15 protein-coding genes and 1 pseudogene are annotated in these 15,691 nt (G+C 75.5%); 13 read left to right on the top strand and 3 right to left on the bottom strand.

Annotated features, from left to right (window positions below; translation table 11 throughout):
- The first annotated feature begins 107 nt into the window (after positions 1–107).
- On the top strand, positions 108–1,025 hold the full coding sequence (locus ABZ860_RS39955; protein ID WP_357231014.1) for a DMT family transporter: 918 nt from the start codon (positions 108–110) through the stop codon (positions 1,023–1,025).
- Here the strand turns inward: ABZ860_RS39955 and ABZ860_RS39950 are convergent.
- Positions 937–2,082, bottom strand: a complete 1,146-nt coding sequence (locus ABZ860_RS39950; protein WP_357231011.1) for a hypothetical protein — start codon at positions 2,080–2,082, stop codon at positions 937–939. The two genes, ABZ860_RS39955 and ABZ860_RS39950, sit on opposite strands and share 89 nt — an antisense overlap.
- A 47-nt stretch (positions 2,083–2,129) precedes the next feature.
- Between ABZ860_RS39950 and ABZ860_RS39945 the strand changes: the two genes are divergently transcribed.
- The 8 genes from ABZ860_RS39945 (at position 2,130) to ABZ860_RS39910 (ending at position 11,908) form a co-directional block, all read left to right on the top strand.
- The gene (locus ABZ860_RS39945; protein WP_357231008.1) at positions 2,130–2,912 is read left to right on the top strand and encodes a polysaccharide deacetylase family protein; all 783 of its coding nucleotides are present in this window, start codon (positions 2,130–2,132) and stop codon (positions 2,910–2,912) included.
- Between the two features lie 172 nt (positions 2,913–3,084).
- Complete coding sequence (gene hpnC / locus ABZ860_RS39940; RefSeq protein WP_357231005.1) at positions 3,085–3,936, top strand: squalene synthase HpnC; 852 nt, start codon at positions 3,085–3,087, stop codon at positions 3,934–3,936.
- Positions 3,911–4,921, top strand: a complete 1,011-nt coding sequence (locus tag ABZ860_RS39935; protein ID WP_357231002.1) for a squalene/phytoene synthase family protein — start codon at positions 3,911–3,913, stop codon at positions 4,919–4,921. The genes hpnC and ABZ860_RS39935 overlap by 26 nt, the downstream gene beginning before the upstream one ends.
- Complete coding sequence (hpnE, locus tag ABZ860_RS39930; protein WP_357230999.1) at positions 4,918–6,330, top strand: hydroxysqualene dehydroxylase HpnE; 1,413 nt, start codon at positions 4,918–4,920, stop codon at positions 6,328–6,330. Before ABZ860_RS39935 ends, hpnE begins: the two co-directional genes overlap by 4 nt.
- Positions 6,327–8,237, top strand: a complete 1,911-nt coding sequence (shc, locus tag ABZ860_RS39925; protein WP_357230996.1) for a squalene--hopene cyclase — start codon at positions 6,327–6,329, stop codon at positions 8,235–8,237. Before hpnE ends, shc begins: the two co-directional genes overlap by 4 nt.
- Positions 8,234–9,760, top strand: a complete 1,527-nt coding sequence (ispH, locus tag ABZ860_RS39920) for a 4-hydroxy-3-methylbut-2-enyl diphosphate reductase (protein ID WP_357230994.1) — start codon at positions 8,234–8,236, stop codon at positions 9,758–9,760. The genes shc and ispH overlap by 4 nt, the downstream gene beginning before the upstream one ends.
- Positions 9,760–10,764, top strand: coding sequence for an adenosyl-hopene transferase HpnH (gene hpnH, locus ABZ860_RS39915; RefSeq protein ID WP_357230991.1), 1,005 nt, complete (start codon positions 9,760–9,762; stop codon positions 10,762–10,764). Before ispH ends, hpnH begins: the two co-directional genes overlap by 1 nt.
- A gap of 145 nt (positions 10,765–10,909) precedes the next feature.
- Positions 10,910–11,908, top strand: coding sequence for an RNA polymerase subunit sigma-70 (locus tag ABZ860_RS39910; RefSeq protein ID WP_357230988.1), 999 nt, complete (start codon positions 10,910–10,912; stop codon positions 11,906–11,908).
- Between the two features lie 80 nt (positions 11,909–11,988).
- On the opposite strand, the gene ABZ860_RS39905 is transcribed toward ABZ860_RS39910, so the two are convergent.
- Positions 11,989–12,723, bottom strand: coding sequence for an SDR family NAD(P)-dependent oxidoreductase (locus tag ABZ860_RS39905; protein ID WP_357230985.1), 735 nt, complete (start codon positions 12,721–12,723; stop codon positions 11,989–11,991).
- Positions 12,724–12,803: 80 nt separating this feature from the next.
- Between ABZ860_RS39905 and ABZ860_RS39900 the strand changes: the two genes are divergently transcribed.
- Genes ABZ860_RS39900 through ligD form a run of 4 tightly spaced genes read left to right on the top strand, consistent with a single transcriptional unit; the run spans position 12,804 to position 15,449 of the window.
- Positions 12,804–13,736 (top strand): fructosamine kinase family protein, encoded by a 933-nt coding sequence (locus tag ABZ860_RS39900; RefSeq protein ID WP_357230982.1) that lies wholly within the window; start codon positions 12,804–12,806, stop codon positions 13,734–13,736.
- 10 nt (positions 13,737–13,746) lie between these two features.
- Entirely contained in the window at positions 13,747–13,980 is a 234-nt protein-coding gene (locus ABZ860_RS39895; RefSeq protein WP_142648514.1) for a hypothetical protein, read from the top strand.
- Positions 13,977–14,426 (top strand): hypothetical protein, encoded by a 450-nt coding sequence (locus tag ABZ860_RS39890; protein ID WP_357230980.1) that lies wholly within the window; start codon positions 13,977–13,979, stop codon positions 14,424–14,426. Before ABZ860_RS39895 ends, ABZ860_RS39890 begins: the two co-directional genes overlap by 4 nt.
- A gap of 54 nt (positions 14,427–14,480) precedes the next feature.
- Positions 14,481–15,449 carry a non-homologous end-joining DNA ligase gene (gene ligD / locus ABZ860_RS39885; RefSeq protein WP_357230976.1) on the top strand — a complete coding sequence of 323 codons (969 nt, stop codon included), beginning with the start codon at positions 14,481–14,483 and terminating at the stop codon, positions 15,447–15,449.
- 11 nt (positions 15,450–15,460) lie between these two features.
- On the opposite strand, the pseudogene ABZ860_RS39880 reads toward ligD, so the two are convergent.
- Positions 15,461–15,691 (bottom strand): annotated as a pseudogene (locus ABZ860_RS39880) (hypothetical protein); the annotation flags it as partial.

Here is a 15,691-nt window from a genome sequence, read left to right as displayed (position 1 = left end):
TTGAGAGCGTCCACGGCGACATGCGGCGGGCATGGCCGGGGAGGGTACCGGTAGGGCCTCGATGGGAGGCCCTGCGACGAGAGGCCGGAGACGGGGCACGGGGGGTCATGATCGCTGTAGTCCTGGCGTTGCTCGCCGCGGCGGCCAACGCCGTCGCGTCCGTGCTGCAGCGCCGGGCCGCCCGCAGCGCCCCGGCCGACGAGGCGTTCCGGCCCGGACTGATCTGGGACCTCGTTCAGCAGCCCGCCTGGCTGGGCGGCATCGCCGCGCTCATCGCGGGCTTCCTGCTGCAGGCGGCAGCCCTGACGTCAGGAGGGCTCGCGCTCGTCCAGCCCCTGCTCGTCGCGGAACTGCCGATCACGATGCTCGTGGCGGGCTGGATGTTCCGGGTTCGCGTCACCGCCCAGACGTGGCTGGCCGTCGGCGCGCTGACGGCCGGCCTGGCCGGGTTCCTCGCGGCGGCGTCACCCACCCCCGGCAGCCGGCTTCCCGGCCTGCTGACCTGGGTGATCTCGGCGGGCGTGACCGCCGGGCTCCTCGCCTGCTGCGTGGCCTTCGCGGTCGCCAGCGGCGGAGCCGCCCGCGCGGTGCTGCTCGGGGTCGCCGCCGGTCTGGGCTTCGCCTACACCGCCGTCCTCATGAAGCGCACGGTGGAGGAGTTGCCGGGGGGCCTGCGGACGCTCGCCGGCTCCTGGTCGCTGTGGGCGATGGTGGCCGCCGGTCTGTGCAGCCTGTTCCTGCTGCAGAACGCCCTGCACAGCGGTCCGCTCGTCGCCGTGCAGCCCGCGCTGACCGTGACCGACCCCGTGGCGAGCACCGTGTACGGCGTGGCGATGTTCGGCGAGGACATCCGCACCGGCCCGTGGGTGCTGCCCGAGCTGACGGGCATGGCCCTCATCCTGTACGGCAGCGTGCTGCTGTCGAGGTACGCGCCGCTCAGGAAGCAGGCTCGCATGGCCGGGACACGGCGCAACCGGGGAGCAGGAGGTCGGGGAGGAGAAGGGACTCGGCCGGCGCCGAGGTGAACAGCGCTGCCGCCCGGGCGGTCAGCGCGGCCCGCCCGGGCAGGCCGGGTTCGAGCCGGTCGAGCGCGCGCAGCAGGTCGGCGCGGCGGCGCGCGTGGACGCTCACCCCGGCCTGCGCCATCGCGAGCACGCCGTCCCTGCCGTGGCCGGCGATGGGCCGGTAGGTGACGACCGGCACTCCCGCCGCGAACGCCTCTCTGCAGGTCAGCCCGCCCGCGTTGTCCACCAGGGCGTAGGCGGAGGCGAGCAGGTCCGCCAGGTCGTCCCGCCAGCCGAGGGCGGCCCCCGCCCCGGCGCGGCCGAGCAGGCGCCCGAGGCGGCGGCGCAGCCGCTCGTTGCGCCCGCACAGCACGACGGGCGCGTACCGGCCCGAGCGGGCCAGGTGCCGGGCGGTCGCCGCGACCCGGCCGACCCCCCAGGACCCCGCGCAGACGAGCACGATCCGGTCGCCCTCCCGCAGGCCGATGCGGGCCCGGACGTCCGCCCCCGGTTCGTGACGGCCGGCACCGGCGCGGGCGAACCCGGGACGGACGATCGGGGCGCAGCGGAAGGCCGGGCGGCCGGCGGCGGCCGTCACGGCGAGGGCCGTGGCCGTGTCCGGGCACAGGTAGCGGTCGTTGCCGGGGTGCAGCCAGAGACGGTGCACGGCGAAGTCGGTCAGCACGACGACGCTCGGCACGGCCAGCCGCCCCCGCGCCCGCAGGTGCCCGGCGGCCTGCGCGGCCACGTGGAAGACCGGCACCACCAGGGAGGGCCGGACGCGCCGCACCACCCGGGCCAGCCCGGCCGCGGCCACGACCGTCAGCGGCGAGGTGGAGGGAGCCTTGCGGGAGACGAAGAAGACGCGGTAGACCAGCGCGTACAGCCAGGGCGCCCGCAGCATCACCGCGCGATACCACCACCGCAGGAGCGCGCCCAGCCGCAGCGGCAGCAGGGCGAGCACGTCCACGACCTCCGCGCGTACGCCGGCGGCGGCCAAGCGGCGGGCCAGTTCGGCGGCCACGGCGTCGTGGCCCGCTCCCATCGAGGCGCTGACGATCAATGCCCTGTCCCTCATGACCCTCCTTCCCGGGTAGGGGGCGGCGTGGCGGACACTGGAATGCGATGAGACCTCACGCGCTCGTCGTCGCCGGGCCGGTCCTGCTGGCCGCCCTGTCGCATGCCGGGCCGGGGGCCGCCTGGCTGCCTCCGGTCCGCCGCCTGCTGCCGTCCCTCGCGGGCGAGGGCGATCCCGGCCACGTGGCGCTGACCTTCGACGACGGGCCCGACCCGCGGTCGACCCCGCTGTTCCTCGACGAGCTGGACCGGCTCGGGTGCCGGGCGACCTTCTTCCTCCTCGGCGAGATGCTCGACCGCCACCCCGAGATCGGGCGGAGCATCGCGCGGGCCGGCCACGAGGTGGCCGTGCACGGCTGGCGGCACGACAACGCCCTGGTCACCCGGCCGGGCAGGGTCGCGGCGGAGATGGGCAGGACCGCACGCCTCGTCACCGCCATAACCGGCGCACGCCCCTCCTGGTATCGCCCGCCGTACGGGGTGCTGAGCGCCGAGGCGCTGCTCGCGGCCCGGTGGCACGGCCTGCGGCCGGTGCTGTGGACGGCCTGGGGCGAGGACTGGACGGAGCGGGCCACGCCCGGGTCGGTGCTGCGCACCCTGGAGCCCGGCCTGCGCGGCGGGGCGACGCTGCTGCTGCACGACTGCGACCACACCTCCGCCCCGGGTTCCTGGCGCTCGGCGCTGGGCGCGCTCGCCGGCGTGGTCGGCCGCTGCCGCGCCGCCGGGCTTCGTGTCGGACCGCTCGGCGCCCACGGCGTGGGTGTACCCGGCGGTGTGCGGCCCCACCGGCTCCCGGTCCCGGCAAGCTTTTACCTGGGGCCGGAAGCATAAAAACCCGGAAAAATAGCCACTTGCTCTCGACGTCATTCTCGACCGCGTTTTTGCCGCTTTTTCCGAGCATCGCCCGGCGGCGTACGGTGCTTTTCCGGTGCGATTGCCCGCGTAAAAGCGACTGCCCGATCTGTCGGGTTTTGTGGTGAATTGCGGTGGAGATTCTTCAGGCATGTCCGCAGCGGACGTACGCGACGCCGCGCGCCGGGAGAACTTCCCGGTGGCCTCCCGCCTGCTTCCGCGGGCGTACCGCCGCGACCTGATGGCGGTGTACGGCTTCGCCCGCTACGTGGACGACGTCGGCGACGAGGCGGACCCCGCCGAGCGGCCCGCCCTGCTCGACGCGGTGGAGGCCGACCTCGGCCGCCTGTACGCCGGAGGGAGCCCGCGACTGCCCGCCGTACGCGCGCTGGCGCCGCTGGTCGCCGGGCGGGGCGTGCCGCGGACGCCCTTCCTCCACCTCGTGGAGGCCAACCGGCGTGACCAGGTGGTGCGGCGCTACGACACCTTCGCGCAGTTGCTGGCCTACTGCGAGCTGTCCGCCAACCCGGTCGGCCGGATCGTCCTGCACGTCTTCGGCGTGGCCACGCCGGAACGGGCGCGGCTGTCGGACCGCATCTGCTCGGCCCTGCAGGTGATCGAGCACTGCCAGGACGTGGGCGAGGACCACGCCCGCGGCCGCGTCTACCTCCCGGGCGAGGACCTGCGCAGGTTCGGCTGCCGCGAGGCCGACCTGGACGCTCCGCGCACCTCCCCCCGGCTCCGCCGGGCCGTCGCGCTGCAGGCCCGCCGCGCCGCCACCCTGCTGGACGAGGGCATGCCGCTGCTGGAGACGCTGAGCGGGTTCGCGCGCACCGCGGTCGCGGGGTACGTCGCGGGCGGCCGGGCGACGCTCGCGGCACTGGAGCGCGGCCGGCACGACGTCCTCGGCGGGGCGGTCCGCGCGCGCCGCCGCGCGGTGCTGAGCGAGTGGGTGCGCGTGCTGAAGGAGGTGAACGGTGACGGTTCCCGGCGCGATTCCTGATCCCGTTCCCGATCGCCCGCCCGGCCCCGCCCCGCGTCGCGTGGGCGACAACCCGCCCGGCCCCGCGCTGCGCCCCGTCACGCCCGTTTCCGCGCCGATGTCCGTGCCGGTTCCGATGGCCTACCGCTACTGCGAGAGCGTCGTCCGGACCCGGGCGCGCAACTTCGCCTACGGCATCCGCCTGCTCGCCCCGCCCAAGCGCCGCGCGCTCAGCGCGCTCTACGCCTTCGCCCGGCGCATCGACGACATCGGCGACGCGGCCGGGCCGGTGGACGCGCGGCTGTCGGCCCTGGAGGAGGCGCGGGCGGGGCTGCGGGCCCCGCGGCCGGACCCCGCCGACCCCGTCCTGGTGGCCCTGCGCGACACCGCCGTGCGCTTCCCCGTCCCCCTGGAGGCGTTCGAGGAGCTGATCGACGGGTGCGCCGCCGACGTCGCGGGCGCGCATTACCAGTCCTACGAGGACCTGGTCGGCTACTGCCGGGACGTCGCCGGGTCGATCGGGCGGCTGTCCCTCGGCGTGTTCGGCCTCGCCGACGGGGCGGCGAGCGGTGCCGGGGCCCTGCGGCGCGCGGCGCGGCTCGCGGACTCCCTCGGGGTGGCGCTCCAGCTCACCAACGTGCTCAGGGACGTGCGCGAGGACCGGTGCGCCGGCCGGGTGTACCTGCCCGCCGACGACCTGCGCAGGTTCGGCTGCACGCTCAACCTGGACGCGTCCGGGGCGTTCGCCGACCCGCCCGAGCGGCTGGCGCGGCTCATCCGCTACGAGGCCGGACGGGCGCTCGGCTGGTACGCCGAGGGGATGCGCCTGATCCCGCTGCTCGACCGGCGCAGCGCGGCCTGCACCGCGGCGATGGCGGGCATCTACCGGCGGCTGCTCGCCCGCATCGCCGCCGACCCCGGGCGGGCGCTGGCCGGGCGCGTGTCGCTCACGCCGTGGGCGAAGGCGATGGTCGCGGCGCGGGCGATCGCGGGAGCGGCCCGATGAACGCCCGGACGAACGGCCCGGGGAACGGCCCGGCGAACGGCACGCGGAGCGGCGTGGAGGGCGCGGCCGTCCCGCCCGTGGCCGTGGTGGGCGGCGGCCTCGCCGGCATCACCGCGGCCCTCGCGCTCGCGGAGGCCGGGTGGCCGGTGACCCTGTACGAAGCGAGGCCCCGGCTCGGCGGGGCGACCCACTCATTCGCCCGGGGCGGTTTGACGGCCGACAACGGGCAGCACGTCTTCCTGCGCTGCTGCACGGCCTACCGCGGGCTGCTGGACCGGCTCGGCGGCACCGGCCGGGTGCGCCTGCAGGAGCGCTTCGACGTGTGCGTGCTCACCCCGCACGGCGGGCGCGGACGGCTGCGCCGGGCCGCGCTGCCCGGGCCGTTCCACCTGCTGCCCGCGCTCGCGGGCTACCGCCTGCTGTCCCCCGCCGACCGGCTGCGCGCGGTGCGCGGCGCGCTCGCGCTGCGCGGGCTCGACCCGGCGGAGCCCGCCCTCGACCGGGCCGCGCTCGGGGGCTGGCTGGCCGACAACGGCCAGCGGGAGACCGTACGGCGGGCGCTGTGGGACCTGTTCGCGGTGGCCGCGCTCAACATCCCCTCCGACGAGGCGGCGCTGGGACCGGCGGCGATGGTCTTCAGGACGGCCCTGCTGGGCCGCGCCGACGCCGCCGACATCGGTGTGCCGTCCGTCCCGCTCGGCGACCTGCACGGCGGCGCCGCGCTTTCGGCCATCGCGCGGCTCGGCGGCCGGGTGCGGCTGACGGCGAAGGTCGCCGGGGTGCTGCCCTGCCTGCCGGGCACGAGCGGGCCTTCGATCCTCGTGGGCGGCGAGCGCGTCGGCACGTCGGCCGTCGTCGTCGCCACCCCGCACGGCCAGGCCGCGAGGCTCGTGCCGCCGGAGGCCGCGCCGGACCGGGACGCGTGGGCGGGCCTCGGGGCGAGCCCGATCGTCAACGTGCACGTCGTCTACGACCGGCCCGTCACCCGGCTGCCGTTCGCGGCCGTCGTCGGCTCGCCGGTGCAGTGGATCTTCGACAGGACCGCCTCGGGCGGGCTCTCCCGGGGCCAGTACCTGACGGTCTCGGTGTCGGCGGCGCGGCACTGGATCGAGGTGCCCACGGCCGTGATGCGGGAGGTGTTCCTGCCCGAGCTGGAGCGGCTGCTCCCGGCCGCGCGGACGGCGCGGGTCGTGGACCTGTTCATCACCAGGGAGCGGCGGGCGACCTTCCGGCAGGTCCCGGGCAGCGGGGGGTTGCGCCCCGGCGCGGCCACCCGGTGGCCCGGGCTGTTCCTCGCCGGCGCGTGGACCGACACGGGCTGGCCCGACACGATGGAGGGAGCCGTGCGCAGCGGACTCCAGGCGGCCCGCCTCGCCAGGCGGCATCTCGAACGGGAGCAGGCGCGGTGACCGGCGTCACCACCGGCGTCACCACCGGGGTCGCCACCAGCGCCGCCCGCGCCGCGACCGCCCTGAAGGCGGCCCGCGACCACCTGCTCGGCCTGCAGGCGCCCGAGGGGTGGTGGAAGGGCGAGCTGCAGACCAACGTGACGATGGACGCCGAGGACCTCCTGCTGCGCGAGTTCCTGGGCGTGCGAACCGCGGAGGAGACCGCCGAGGCCGCCCGGTGGATCAGGTCACAGCAGCGCCCGGAGGGCACCTGGGCGAACTTCCACGAAGGACCGGCCGACCTGTCCACCACCGTCGAGGCGTACGTGGCGCTGCGGCTCGCGGGCGACCCGCCCTCGGCTCCGCACATGCGCGCCGCGGCGGCGTACGTGCGCGGGGCCGGCGGCGTCGAGTCGGCCCGGGTCTTCACCCGGATCTGGCTCGCGCTGTTCGGCCAGTGGCGGTGGGAGGACCTGCCGGTCATCCCGCCGGAGATCATGTTCCTGCCGCCGTGGTGCCCGCTGAACGTGTACGACTGGGCCTGCTGGGCGCGGCAGACCATCGTCCCGCTCACGATCGTGACCGCGCACCGGCCGGTCCACCCGCTGCCGTTCGGCCTGGCCGAACTGCGCACCGGCAGGCCCGCGCGGCGGGTGTCGCGCACCGGCTGGGACGCGGCGTTCGCGGCCCTCGACCGCGCCCTGCACCGCTACGAGCGGCGCCCGGTCGCCGGGCTGCGCCGCGCCGCGCTGAGGCGGGCCGCCGAGTGGGTCGTGGCCCGGCAGGAGGCCGACGGCTCGTGGGGCGGCATCCAGCCCCCGTGGGTCTACTCGCTGATCGCGCTGCGCCTGAGCGGGTACGGCATCGACCACCCCGTCATGCGCGCCGGGCTGGCCGGGCTGGACAGGTTCACCATCAGGGAGAACGGCACGCGCAGGCTGGAGGCGTGCCAGTCGCCGGTCTGGGACACCGCGCTCGCGATGACCGCGCTCCTGGACGCCGGCCTGCCCCGCGACCACCCCGCGCTGGCCAGGGCCGGCGCGTGGCTGCTGCGCGAGGAGATCCGGGGGCCGGGCGACTGGATGGTGCGGCGCCCCGGTCTCGCACCGGGCGGCTGGGCCTTCGAGTTCGACAACGACGGCTACCCCGACGTCGACGACACGGCCGAGGTGATCCTCGCGCTGCGCCGGCTGGGCCGGCCCGACGCCCGGCCGGCGCTGGAGCGGGGCCTGCGCTGGATGGCCGGGATGGCCTCCCGCGACGGCGGATTCGCCGCCTTCGACGCCGACAACACGCGGGAGCTGTGCCTGCGGCTGCCGTTCTGCGACTTCGGCGCGGTCATCGATCCGCCGTCGGCCGACGTGACCGCGCACGTGGTCGAGGCGCTCGCCGCCGAGGGCATGGCCCGCTCCCCCGTCGTACGGCGGGCGGTCGTGTGGCTGCTGCGGGCGCAGGAGCCCGGCGGCTCGTGGTTCGGCCGGTGGGGAGCCAACCACGTGTACGGCACCGGGGCGGTGCTGCCCGCCCTCGCGGCGGCCGGGGTGCGACCCGGCGCCCCCTGCGTACGGCGGGCCGTGGCGTGGCTGGAGGCGCACCAGCACCCCTGCGGCGGCTGGGGCGAGGACATGCGTTCCTACCGCGACCCCGCCTGGATCGGGCGGGGCGAGCCGACCGCCTCGCAGACGGCCTGGGCTCTCATCGGCCTGCTCGCGGCCGGGGAGCGGGGCCCGTCCGTCGAGCGGGGCGTGGCCTGGCTGGCCGACAGCCAGCGCCCCGACGGCACCTGGGACGAGCCCCATTACACCGGCACGGGCTTCCCCGGGGACTTCTTCATCAACTACCACCTCTACCGCCTCGTCTTCCCGGTCAGCGCGCTCGGCCGCTACCTGAGCCTGCACGAGACGGCCGGATCGGAGGCCACGCCATGACCGATCTGATCGTGTGCACCGCGCTGGGGATGGAGGCCCGGGCGGTCGCCCGCGGCCTGCGGTCCCGGCCGGACCTCGGAAGCGACCATCCGCGTGTCCGGGTCGTCCGGATCGGGATGGGGCCCGACCGGGCGGCCCGCGCCGCGGCCCTGCTCCCGCCCGCCGCCGCCCTCGCCGTCACCGGGTTCGGCGGGGCCCTCCACCACGGGCTGCGCCCCGGGGACGTGCTCGTCGCCACCGAGGTCCGCTCCGGCGACCGGGTCTGGCCGTGCCCGTCGGCCCCGCTGCTCGCCGGAGAACTCCTCCGCGCAGGACTGCCCGCCCGCACCGGCCCGCTCGTCACCTCCCCCCGCATCGTGACGAGCCGCGGCCGCCACGCGCTGGCCCGCGAGGGCGCGTACGCCGTCGACATGGAGAGCGCCCCGCTGGCCGCCGCCGCGGGGGCTCGGCCGTTCGCGGCCGTGCGGGTCATCGTGGACACCCCCGACGCCCCCCTGCTGAACCTCGCCACGATGGGCGGCGCGGTCGCCGCGCGGCGCACGCTCGCCCGGATCGGCCCGGTGCTGGCGCGGTGGGCGGCGGCCACGGGCCCGCGGCGGGTCCTGCTGGCCTCGCCCCGCTCGTTCTGCGCCGGGGTCGAGCGAGCCATCGAGATCGTGGAGCGCGCGCTGGACCGGTTCGGCGCGCCCGTGTACGTGCGCAAGCAGATCGTGCACAACATCCACGTCGTACGCGACCTGGAGCGGCGCGGCGCGGTGTTCGTCGACGACCTGGCCGAGGTGCCGGAGGGCGCCGTCACCGTCTTCTCCGCGCACGGGGTCGCACCCTCCGTGCGGGAGGAGGCGGGGCGGCGCGGACTGCGCGTCGTCGACGCGACGTGCCCGCTGGTCGCGAAGGTCCACGCGGAGGCCCGCAGGCTCGCCGCGCGGGGCGACCTCGTCGTGCTGATCGGCCACGCCGGGCACGAGGAGGTCGAGGGCGTGCTCGGGGAGGTGCCCGGCGCGGGCACGCTGGTCGAGGACGAGGCGGGGGTCGCGGGCCTGCCGCCGGGGCGCGGGGTCGCCTACCTGACCCAGACCACGCTGGCGGCCGACGAGGCCGGGCGGGTCGCTGCGGCGATACGGCGGCGCTTCCCCGACGCCGAGGGCCCGCGCGGCGACGACATCTGCTACGCGACGACCAACCGGCAGCACGCGGTGCGTGCCGTCGCCGCGGAGGCCGACCTGGTGCTGGTCGTCGGCTCGGCCAACTCCTCCAACGCCCTGCGCCTCACCGAGGTCGCCGCCCGCTGCGGTCACGATGGGGCGCCGCTCGCCCGCCTCGTCGACGATCCCGGCGACATCGCGCTCGACTGGCTGCGCGGAGCGCGGACGGTCGGGCTCACCGCCGGGGCGTCCACCCCCGGCGGGATGGTGGACGCCGTCGTGGCCGCCCTCGGCGGGCTCGGCCCGCTCGAGGTGGAGGAGCGGCGGGTCACCGAGGAGAACGTCGAGTTCACGTTGCCGAAGGAGGTGCGGCCCTGATGCCGATGCCCGTACGCCAGAGCCTGCGCGTCGGCGCGTACATCCTGGCCCAGCGGCTGCGCCGGCGGGAGAGGTTCCCGCTGCTGGTCGAGCTTGAGCCGTTGTTCGCGTGCAACCTGAAGTGCGCGGGCTGCGGGAAGATCCAGCACCCGGCCGGCGTGCTGAAGCAGCGCATGCCGGTGGAGCAGGCGGTGGCCGCCGTGGAGGAGTGCGGCGCCCCGATGGTGTCGATCGCCGGCGGGGAACCGCTCATGCACCCCCAGATCGGGGAGATGGTCGAGGAGTTGGTGGCGCGCAGGAAGTACGTCTTCCTGTGCACCAACGCGCTGCTGATCCCGCGAAAGATCGACCAGTTCACGCCCTCGCCGTACTTCGCCTGGGCGGTCCACATCGACGGCCTGCGCGAGCGGCACGACGCGTCGGTGTGCAAGGAGGGCGTGTTCGACGAGGCGGTCGCGGCGGTCCGGGAGTGCCGGCGGCGCGGCTTCCGCGTCACCACCAACACCACGTTCTTCGCCGGGGACAGCCCGCGCACGGTGATCGAGGTGCTCGACTTCCTCAACGACGACCTGTGCGTCGACCAGATGATGATCTCGCCCGGGTACGCGTACGAGAAGGCGCCCGACCAGGACTGTTTCCTGGGGGTGCGGCAGACGCGGGAGCTGTTTCGCGCCGCGTTCGCGGGCGGCAACCGCAGGCGCTGGCGGTTCAACCACTCGCCGCTGTTCCTCGACTTCCTCGAGGGGAAGACCGACTTCCCCTGCACGGCCTGGGCGATCCCGTCGTATTCGCTGTTCGGCTGGCAGCGGCCCTGCTACCTGATGGCCGACGGGTACGCCAAGACCTACCGGGAGCTGGTCGAGGAGACCGACTGGAGCTCCTACGGCCGGGGGCGGGACGCGCGCTGCGCCAACTGCATGGCGCACTGCGGCTACGAGCCGACGGCGGTGTTCGCCACCCTCGGCTCGCTGCGCGAGTCCCTGCGCGCCCTGCGCGGCGGCTGACCCTGGGGGGCGGGGCCGATCCGCGCCGTGCTCCGCCACCGGATCCGTCACCGAATCAGTCATGCCGACCGGCCCTGGTGATGAGTTGTCGCGCCCGCACCCGTCACATCTACGACGGGACACGACGAGGCGGAAGGATGACGTGATGGGTGCGGACACGCGGCTGGAGGAGCTGGGCGTGAGCGGTCTGGGCGAGGTCGACGAGCCGGCGTTCTCGGGGCTGGCGGAGCGGCACCGGCGGGAACTGCACGTGCACTGCTATCGGATGCTCGGGTCGTTCGAGGACGCCGAGGACACCGTGCAGGAGACGTTTCTGCGAGCCTGGCGGCGGCGGGAGACCTTCGAGGGGCGGTCGACGTTTCGGGCCTGGCTCTACCGGATCGCCACCAACGCCTGCCTGGACCTGCTCGCCAAGTGCCGCCCCGAGCCTGCGACCGGCGGCGAGGTGCCGTGGCTGCAGCCCTACCCGGACCGGCTGCTCGACGAGCTGCCCGCGGGCGACGCGGACGAGCCGGAGACCGTCGCCGTCGCGCGGGAGACGATCGAGCTGGCCTACCTGGTCGCGGTCCAGCACCTCGCCCCGCGCCCGCGGGCCGTGCTGATCCTGCGGGACGTGCTCGGCTGGCCGGCCAAGGACGTCGCGGAGCTCCTCGGGGACTCCGTCAACTCCGTGAACAGCGCGCTGCAGCGGGCCCGCGCCGGCATGCGCGAGCACCTGCCCGCCGAGCGGCAGGACTGGACCGGCGGCGAGGAGGACGCCGGGACGCGCGAGCTGGTGCGCCGCTTCACCGACGCCAGCGTGGCCACGGACGTCGACGCGCTCGCCGCACTGCTGCGGGACGACGTCCGCTGCTCGATGCCGCCCACGCCGGGCCTGTGCGTCGGCCGCGACACGGTGGTGAACGACTGGATCGAGGACGGCTTCGAGCGCATGAAGCACCTGCGCGCCGTCCAGACCTCCGTGAACCGGCAGCCCGCCGTCGCCTTCTACCAGCGGCGGCAGCGGGAGGGCGGCTACCTGCCGCTGACGATCGACGTCCTGCGCATCACCGGCGGGGCGATCGCCGAGATCGTCATCTTCCACGCCGACCGGTTCCCCCGGCTCGGGCTGCCGGAGCGCCTGCCGGCGGACGGCACGGAGTAGTCCCGGCAGCAGTAGTCCCGGCACGGAGCAGTCCCGGTGCGCACGCTCGCGCTGCCGGGTGCCACGCGTGTCGCGGACCGTCACGCGCGGCCGAAGCGGCGGGCGAGCACGCGGAACGCGCCGGGCGCGGCCCCGTGCAGGCGGGCGGGCAGCCGCAGCCAGGCCGGCACGTACACCTCGGCGCGGTCGCGCTCGACGGCGACCGCGACGGCCCGGGCCACCCGCTCCGGCGGGATGGGCGCGGGCCTGCGACGCGTGTACGGCCGGCCGCGCCGGGCGAAGAACGGCGTGTCGACCACCCCCGGCACCACCGCCGTCACGCCGACTCCGGGCGCCTCGTAGCGCAGGCTCTCGGCGAAGGCCAGCAGGCCCGCCTTGGTCGCGGCGTACACCGCCTCCTCCCGCACGCCCACCACGCCGGCGATCGAGGCGACGTAGACGAGGTGACCCCGGCCGCGCTCCAGCATCCCGGGCAGCAGCAGCCGGGTGAGCTGCACATGGGCCGTCAGATTGACCGCGATCATGCGTTCGGCCGTGCCGCCGGACATCCGCGCGAGCGGCCCGCTCCAGCCCTCGCCCGCGCACGCAACCAGCATGTCCACCCGCCCGGCGCGTACGGCGAGGTCGGCGGAGGGGTCGGACAGGTCGGCGGGCAGGACCTCTCCGCCCGTCCGGGCCGCGACGCCCGCGAGCGCCTCCTGGTCGCGCCCGGACAGCACCAGCCGCGCGCCGCGCGCCGACAGCTCCAGCGCCGTGGCGGCGCCGATGCCCGACGACGCGCCCGTGACGAGCACCCGTGCCCCCGCGAGCCGCATCCGCCCCACCCCCTCGTCCCTGGGTGTACCCGCGCGCGGCCCGCTTGGGCCCTGGTGGCGCTTGTGTGATCATGGCGTCGATGAGCGATATGGATCTGCTCGTGGAGCGGCTTCGCGCCGCGGGGCTGTCGGCCGAGTCCGCGGACGAAGCCGGAGGCGGCGTAGTGGCGGTGGCGGGCATGGTGACCCTCGGCGGCGGCGCCCCGCTGGCCGCGCGCACGGTGTTCGCCAAGACATTGCGCACGCCCGGCGCCGACCTCTTCGAGGTCGAGGCCGAGGGTCTGCGCGTGCTTCGCGACCTGGGCGGTGTGACGACACCGGACGTGCTGGCGGCGACGCCCGACGTCCTCGTGCTCCGGCCGCTCGGGCCGCGACGCGACGACGAGCGGTTCTGGGCCGATCTTGGACGCATGGTCGCGGGCATGCACACCACGGCGCGGAGCGAGCGCTTCGGCTGGCACCGGGACGGCTGGCTGGGCCGCCTGCGCCAGGACAACACGTGGGACGACGACGGGCACTCCTTCTTCGCCCGCAGGCGCATCCTGCGCTGGCTGCGTGAGCCTCAGGCGGAAGCGGCCTTCGACCGCGCCGACCGGGAGGCGCTGGAACGGCTGTGCGCCGCACTGCCCGAGCTCGTCCCGCCCCTGCCCCCGGTGCTCACCCACGGCGACCTGTGGTGCGGGAACGTCCTGTCCGACCTGGGCGGGGACCCCGCGCTGATCGATCCGGCCGTGTCCTATTGCTGGGCCGAGGCGGACCTCAGCATGCTGTGGTGCTCGCCCCGTCCGCCCGTCTCCGACCGCTTCTTCACCGCGTACGAGGAGGTCGCGCCACTTGAGGACGGCTGGCGAGACCGCATGCCGGTGCTGCACCTGCGCGAGTTGCTGAGCATCGTCGCGCACGGCGACGACGACTGGGGAGCGGCGCGGGCGGTGCGTGAGACGGCCGCCCCGTTCGCCCGCCGGCCACGTTCTTCCGGGAACCGGTGGACCGCCGACGGTATGACTGGGTAGCCTCCCAAGTATGACCAAGAAGATTACGATCTCTTTGCCGGATGAACTCGCCGACGAGGCGCAGGCGTCCGGCAACGCCTCGGCCTACATCGCCGCGGCACTGCGGGAGCGGCGGCGCATCCAGGGCGACCTGGCCATCATGGCCGATTTATGGGGGCCGGGCTGGCAGGACGGCATCACCGATGACGACAGCGCCCGCGCGGCGCGGCTGGTGACCGGCGACGCCAAGGCGGACGCCGCGTGACCGACCCCGTCCCACCGGCCGGTGTCCTGTCCGGCCACGTGCTGGACCTCGACGCCGTCGTCCACCTGATCGAGGGCAAGAGCATGTACGGCAGGGCCGTCGTGCGGCAGTCCTCGGCCCACGGCGTCACCCTCCTCGTCCCCGCGCTCGCCGTCCAGGTGCTGTCGCTCGGCCCCGTCCAGCCCCGGCTCGAACGCTTCCTGCGCATGTCGATGGTGGTCACCGGTGCGCTCTCCCCCGACGACGCCGTCGAAGGCGGACCGTACGCGCAGGCGATCATGACGAGCCTGCGTCGCCACCGGCCGTCCGCCGCCGACGCGCTCCTTCCCGACGTCCTGGTGGCCGCCCACGCGGCCGTCCACGCCACCCGCCGCAGCTGGCGGATCATCACCGCCACCCCCTACCTGTACGAGGGCCTCGACGTCCGCCTGGAGATCCTCCCCTAAGCGTTTACGCAGGTCAGACGGTACGCGTCGGCCGTGCTGGGGTACCAGCAGGGCATGGCCGGCCTTCCGGCGTACACGCCGATGATGGCCCGGCTCGGGCGGCTGCCCGAGCCCGAGGGCGACTACGCGCACGAGATGAAGTGGGACGGGGTCCGCGCCCTCGGCTACGTCGAGGACGGCACGCTGCGGCTGATCTCCAGGAACGGCAAGGACGTCACCGCCGCCTATCCCGAACTCGCCGGCCTCGCCGGGGCCACGGGCGGGCACGCGGTGGTGCTCGACGGGGAGATCGTCGCCTTCGACCAGCAGGGCAGGCCGTCGTTCGAGGCGCTGCAACCCCGCATGCACCAGCGCAATCCGCTCAAGATCAGGCAGCTCCTGGTCACCACGCCCGTGACGTACCTGCTGTTCGACGTGCTGCACGTCGACGCGGCCACCGCCATCGCGATGCCCTACACCGAGCGGCGGCGCCGCCTGGAGGACCTCGTGCACGCCGGGCGCCACTGGGCCATCCCGCCCTACTACGCCGACGGCGGCGAGCACGCGCTGGCCGACTCCCGGCGGCTGGGGCTGGAGGGCGTCGTGGCCAAGCGGCTCACCTCGCCCTACCGCCCCGGCCGTCGCTCCCCCGACTGGGTGAAGGTCAAGAACGTCCGCACGCAGGAGGTCGTCGTCGGCGGCTGGCGGGCCGGGGAGGGCCGCCGGGCGAACACCGTCGGCTCGCTGCTCGTGGGCGTCAACGACGACAGCGGGCGCCTGCGGTACGCCGGCAGCGTCGGCACCGGCTTCACCGACGAGGCGCTGCGGCGGCTGGGCGAGCGCCTGGCGCCGCTGCGGCGGGACACGCCCCCCTTCGACGGCATCACCCGGGAGGAGGCCAGGGGCGGCCGGTGGGTGGAACCGGTCCTGGTCGGCGAGGTGCAGTTCGCCGAGTGGACGGGCGAGGGGCGGCTGCGCCACCCCTCCTGGCGGGGCCTACGCGACGACAAGGATCCCGGCGAGGTCGTCCGCGAGGAAGGGTGAGCGCGCCTGGGTCAACTCGTCGCCTTGTCCTGCGTGCCCGCGGTGACGCGACGCCGCGTCCCCAGGACGCCGAGCAGCACCGCGCCGGCGAGGAACGCGACGTTGTGGGCGTACTTGGCGACCGGCGCGACCTCGCCGAGCGGGACCGCGAAGAATCCGACCGCCGCGCGCGCGGTCAGGGCTCCGGCGGCGAGCGCGGCCACGTGGCGGCCGCTCCAGGCCGGCGAGCGGGCCGGCCGGCC

Origin of the sequence: Microbispora sp. NPDC046973 (assembly GCF_040644495.1) — a bacterium.
Classification (GTDB): Bacteria; Actinomycetota; Actinomycetes; order Streptosporangiales; family Streptosporangiaceae; genus Microbispora.
The sequence above is the reverse complement of the archived record's forward strand: the minus strand, read 5'-3'. Positions and strand labels throughout refer to the sequence as shown.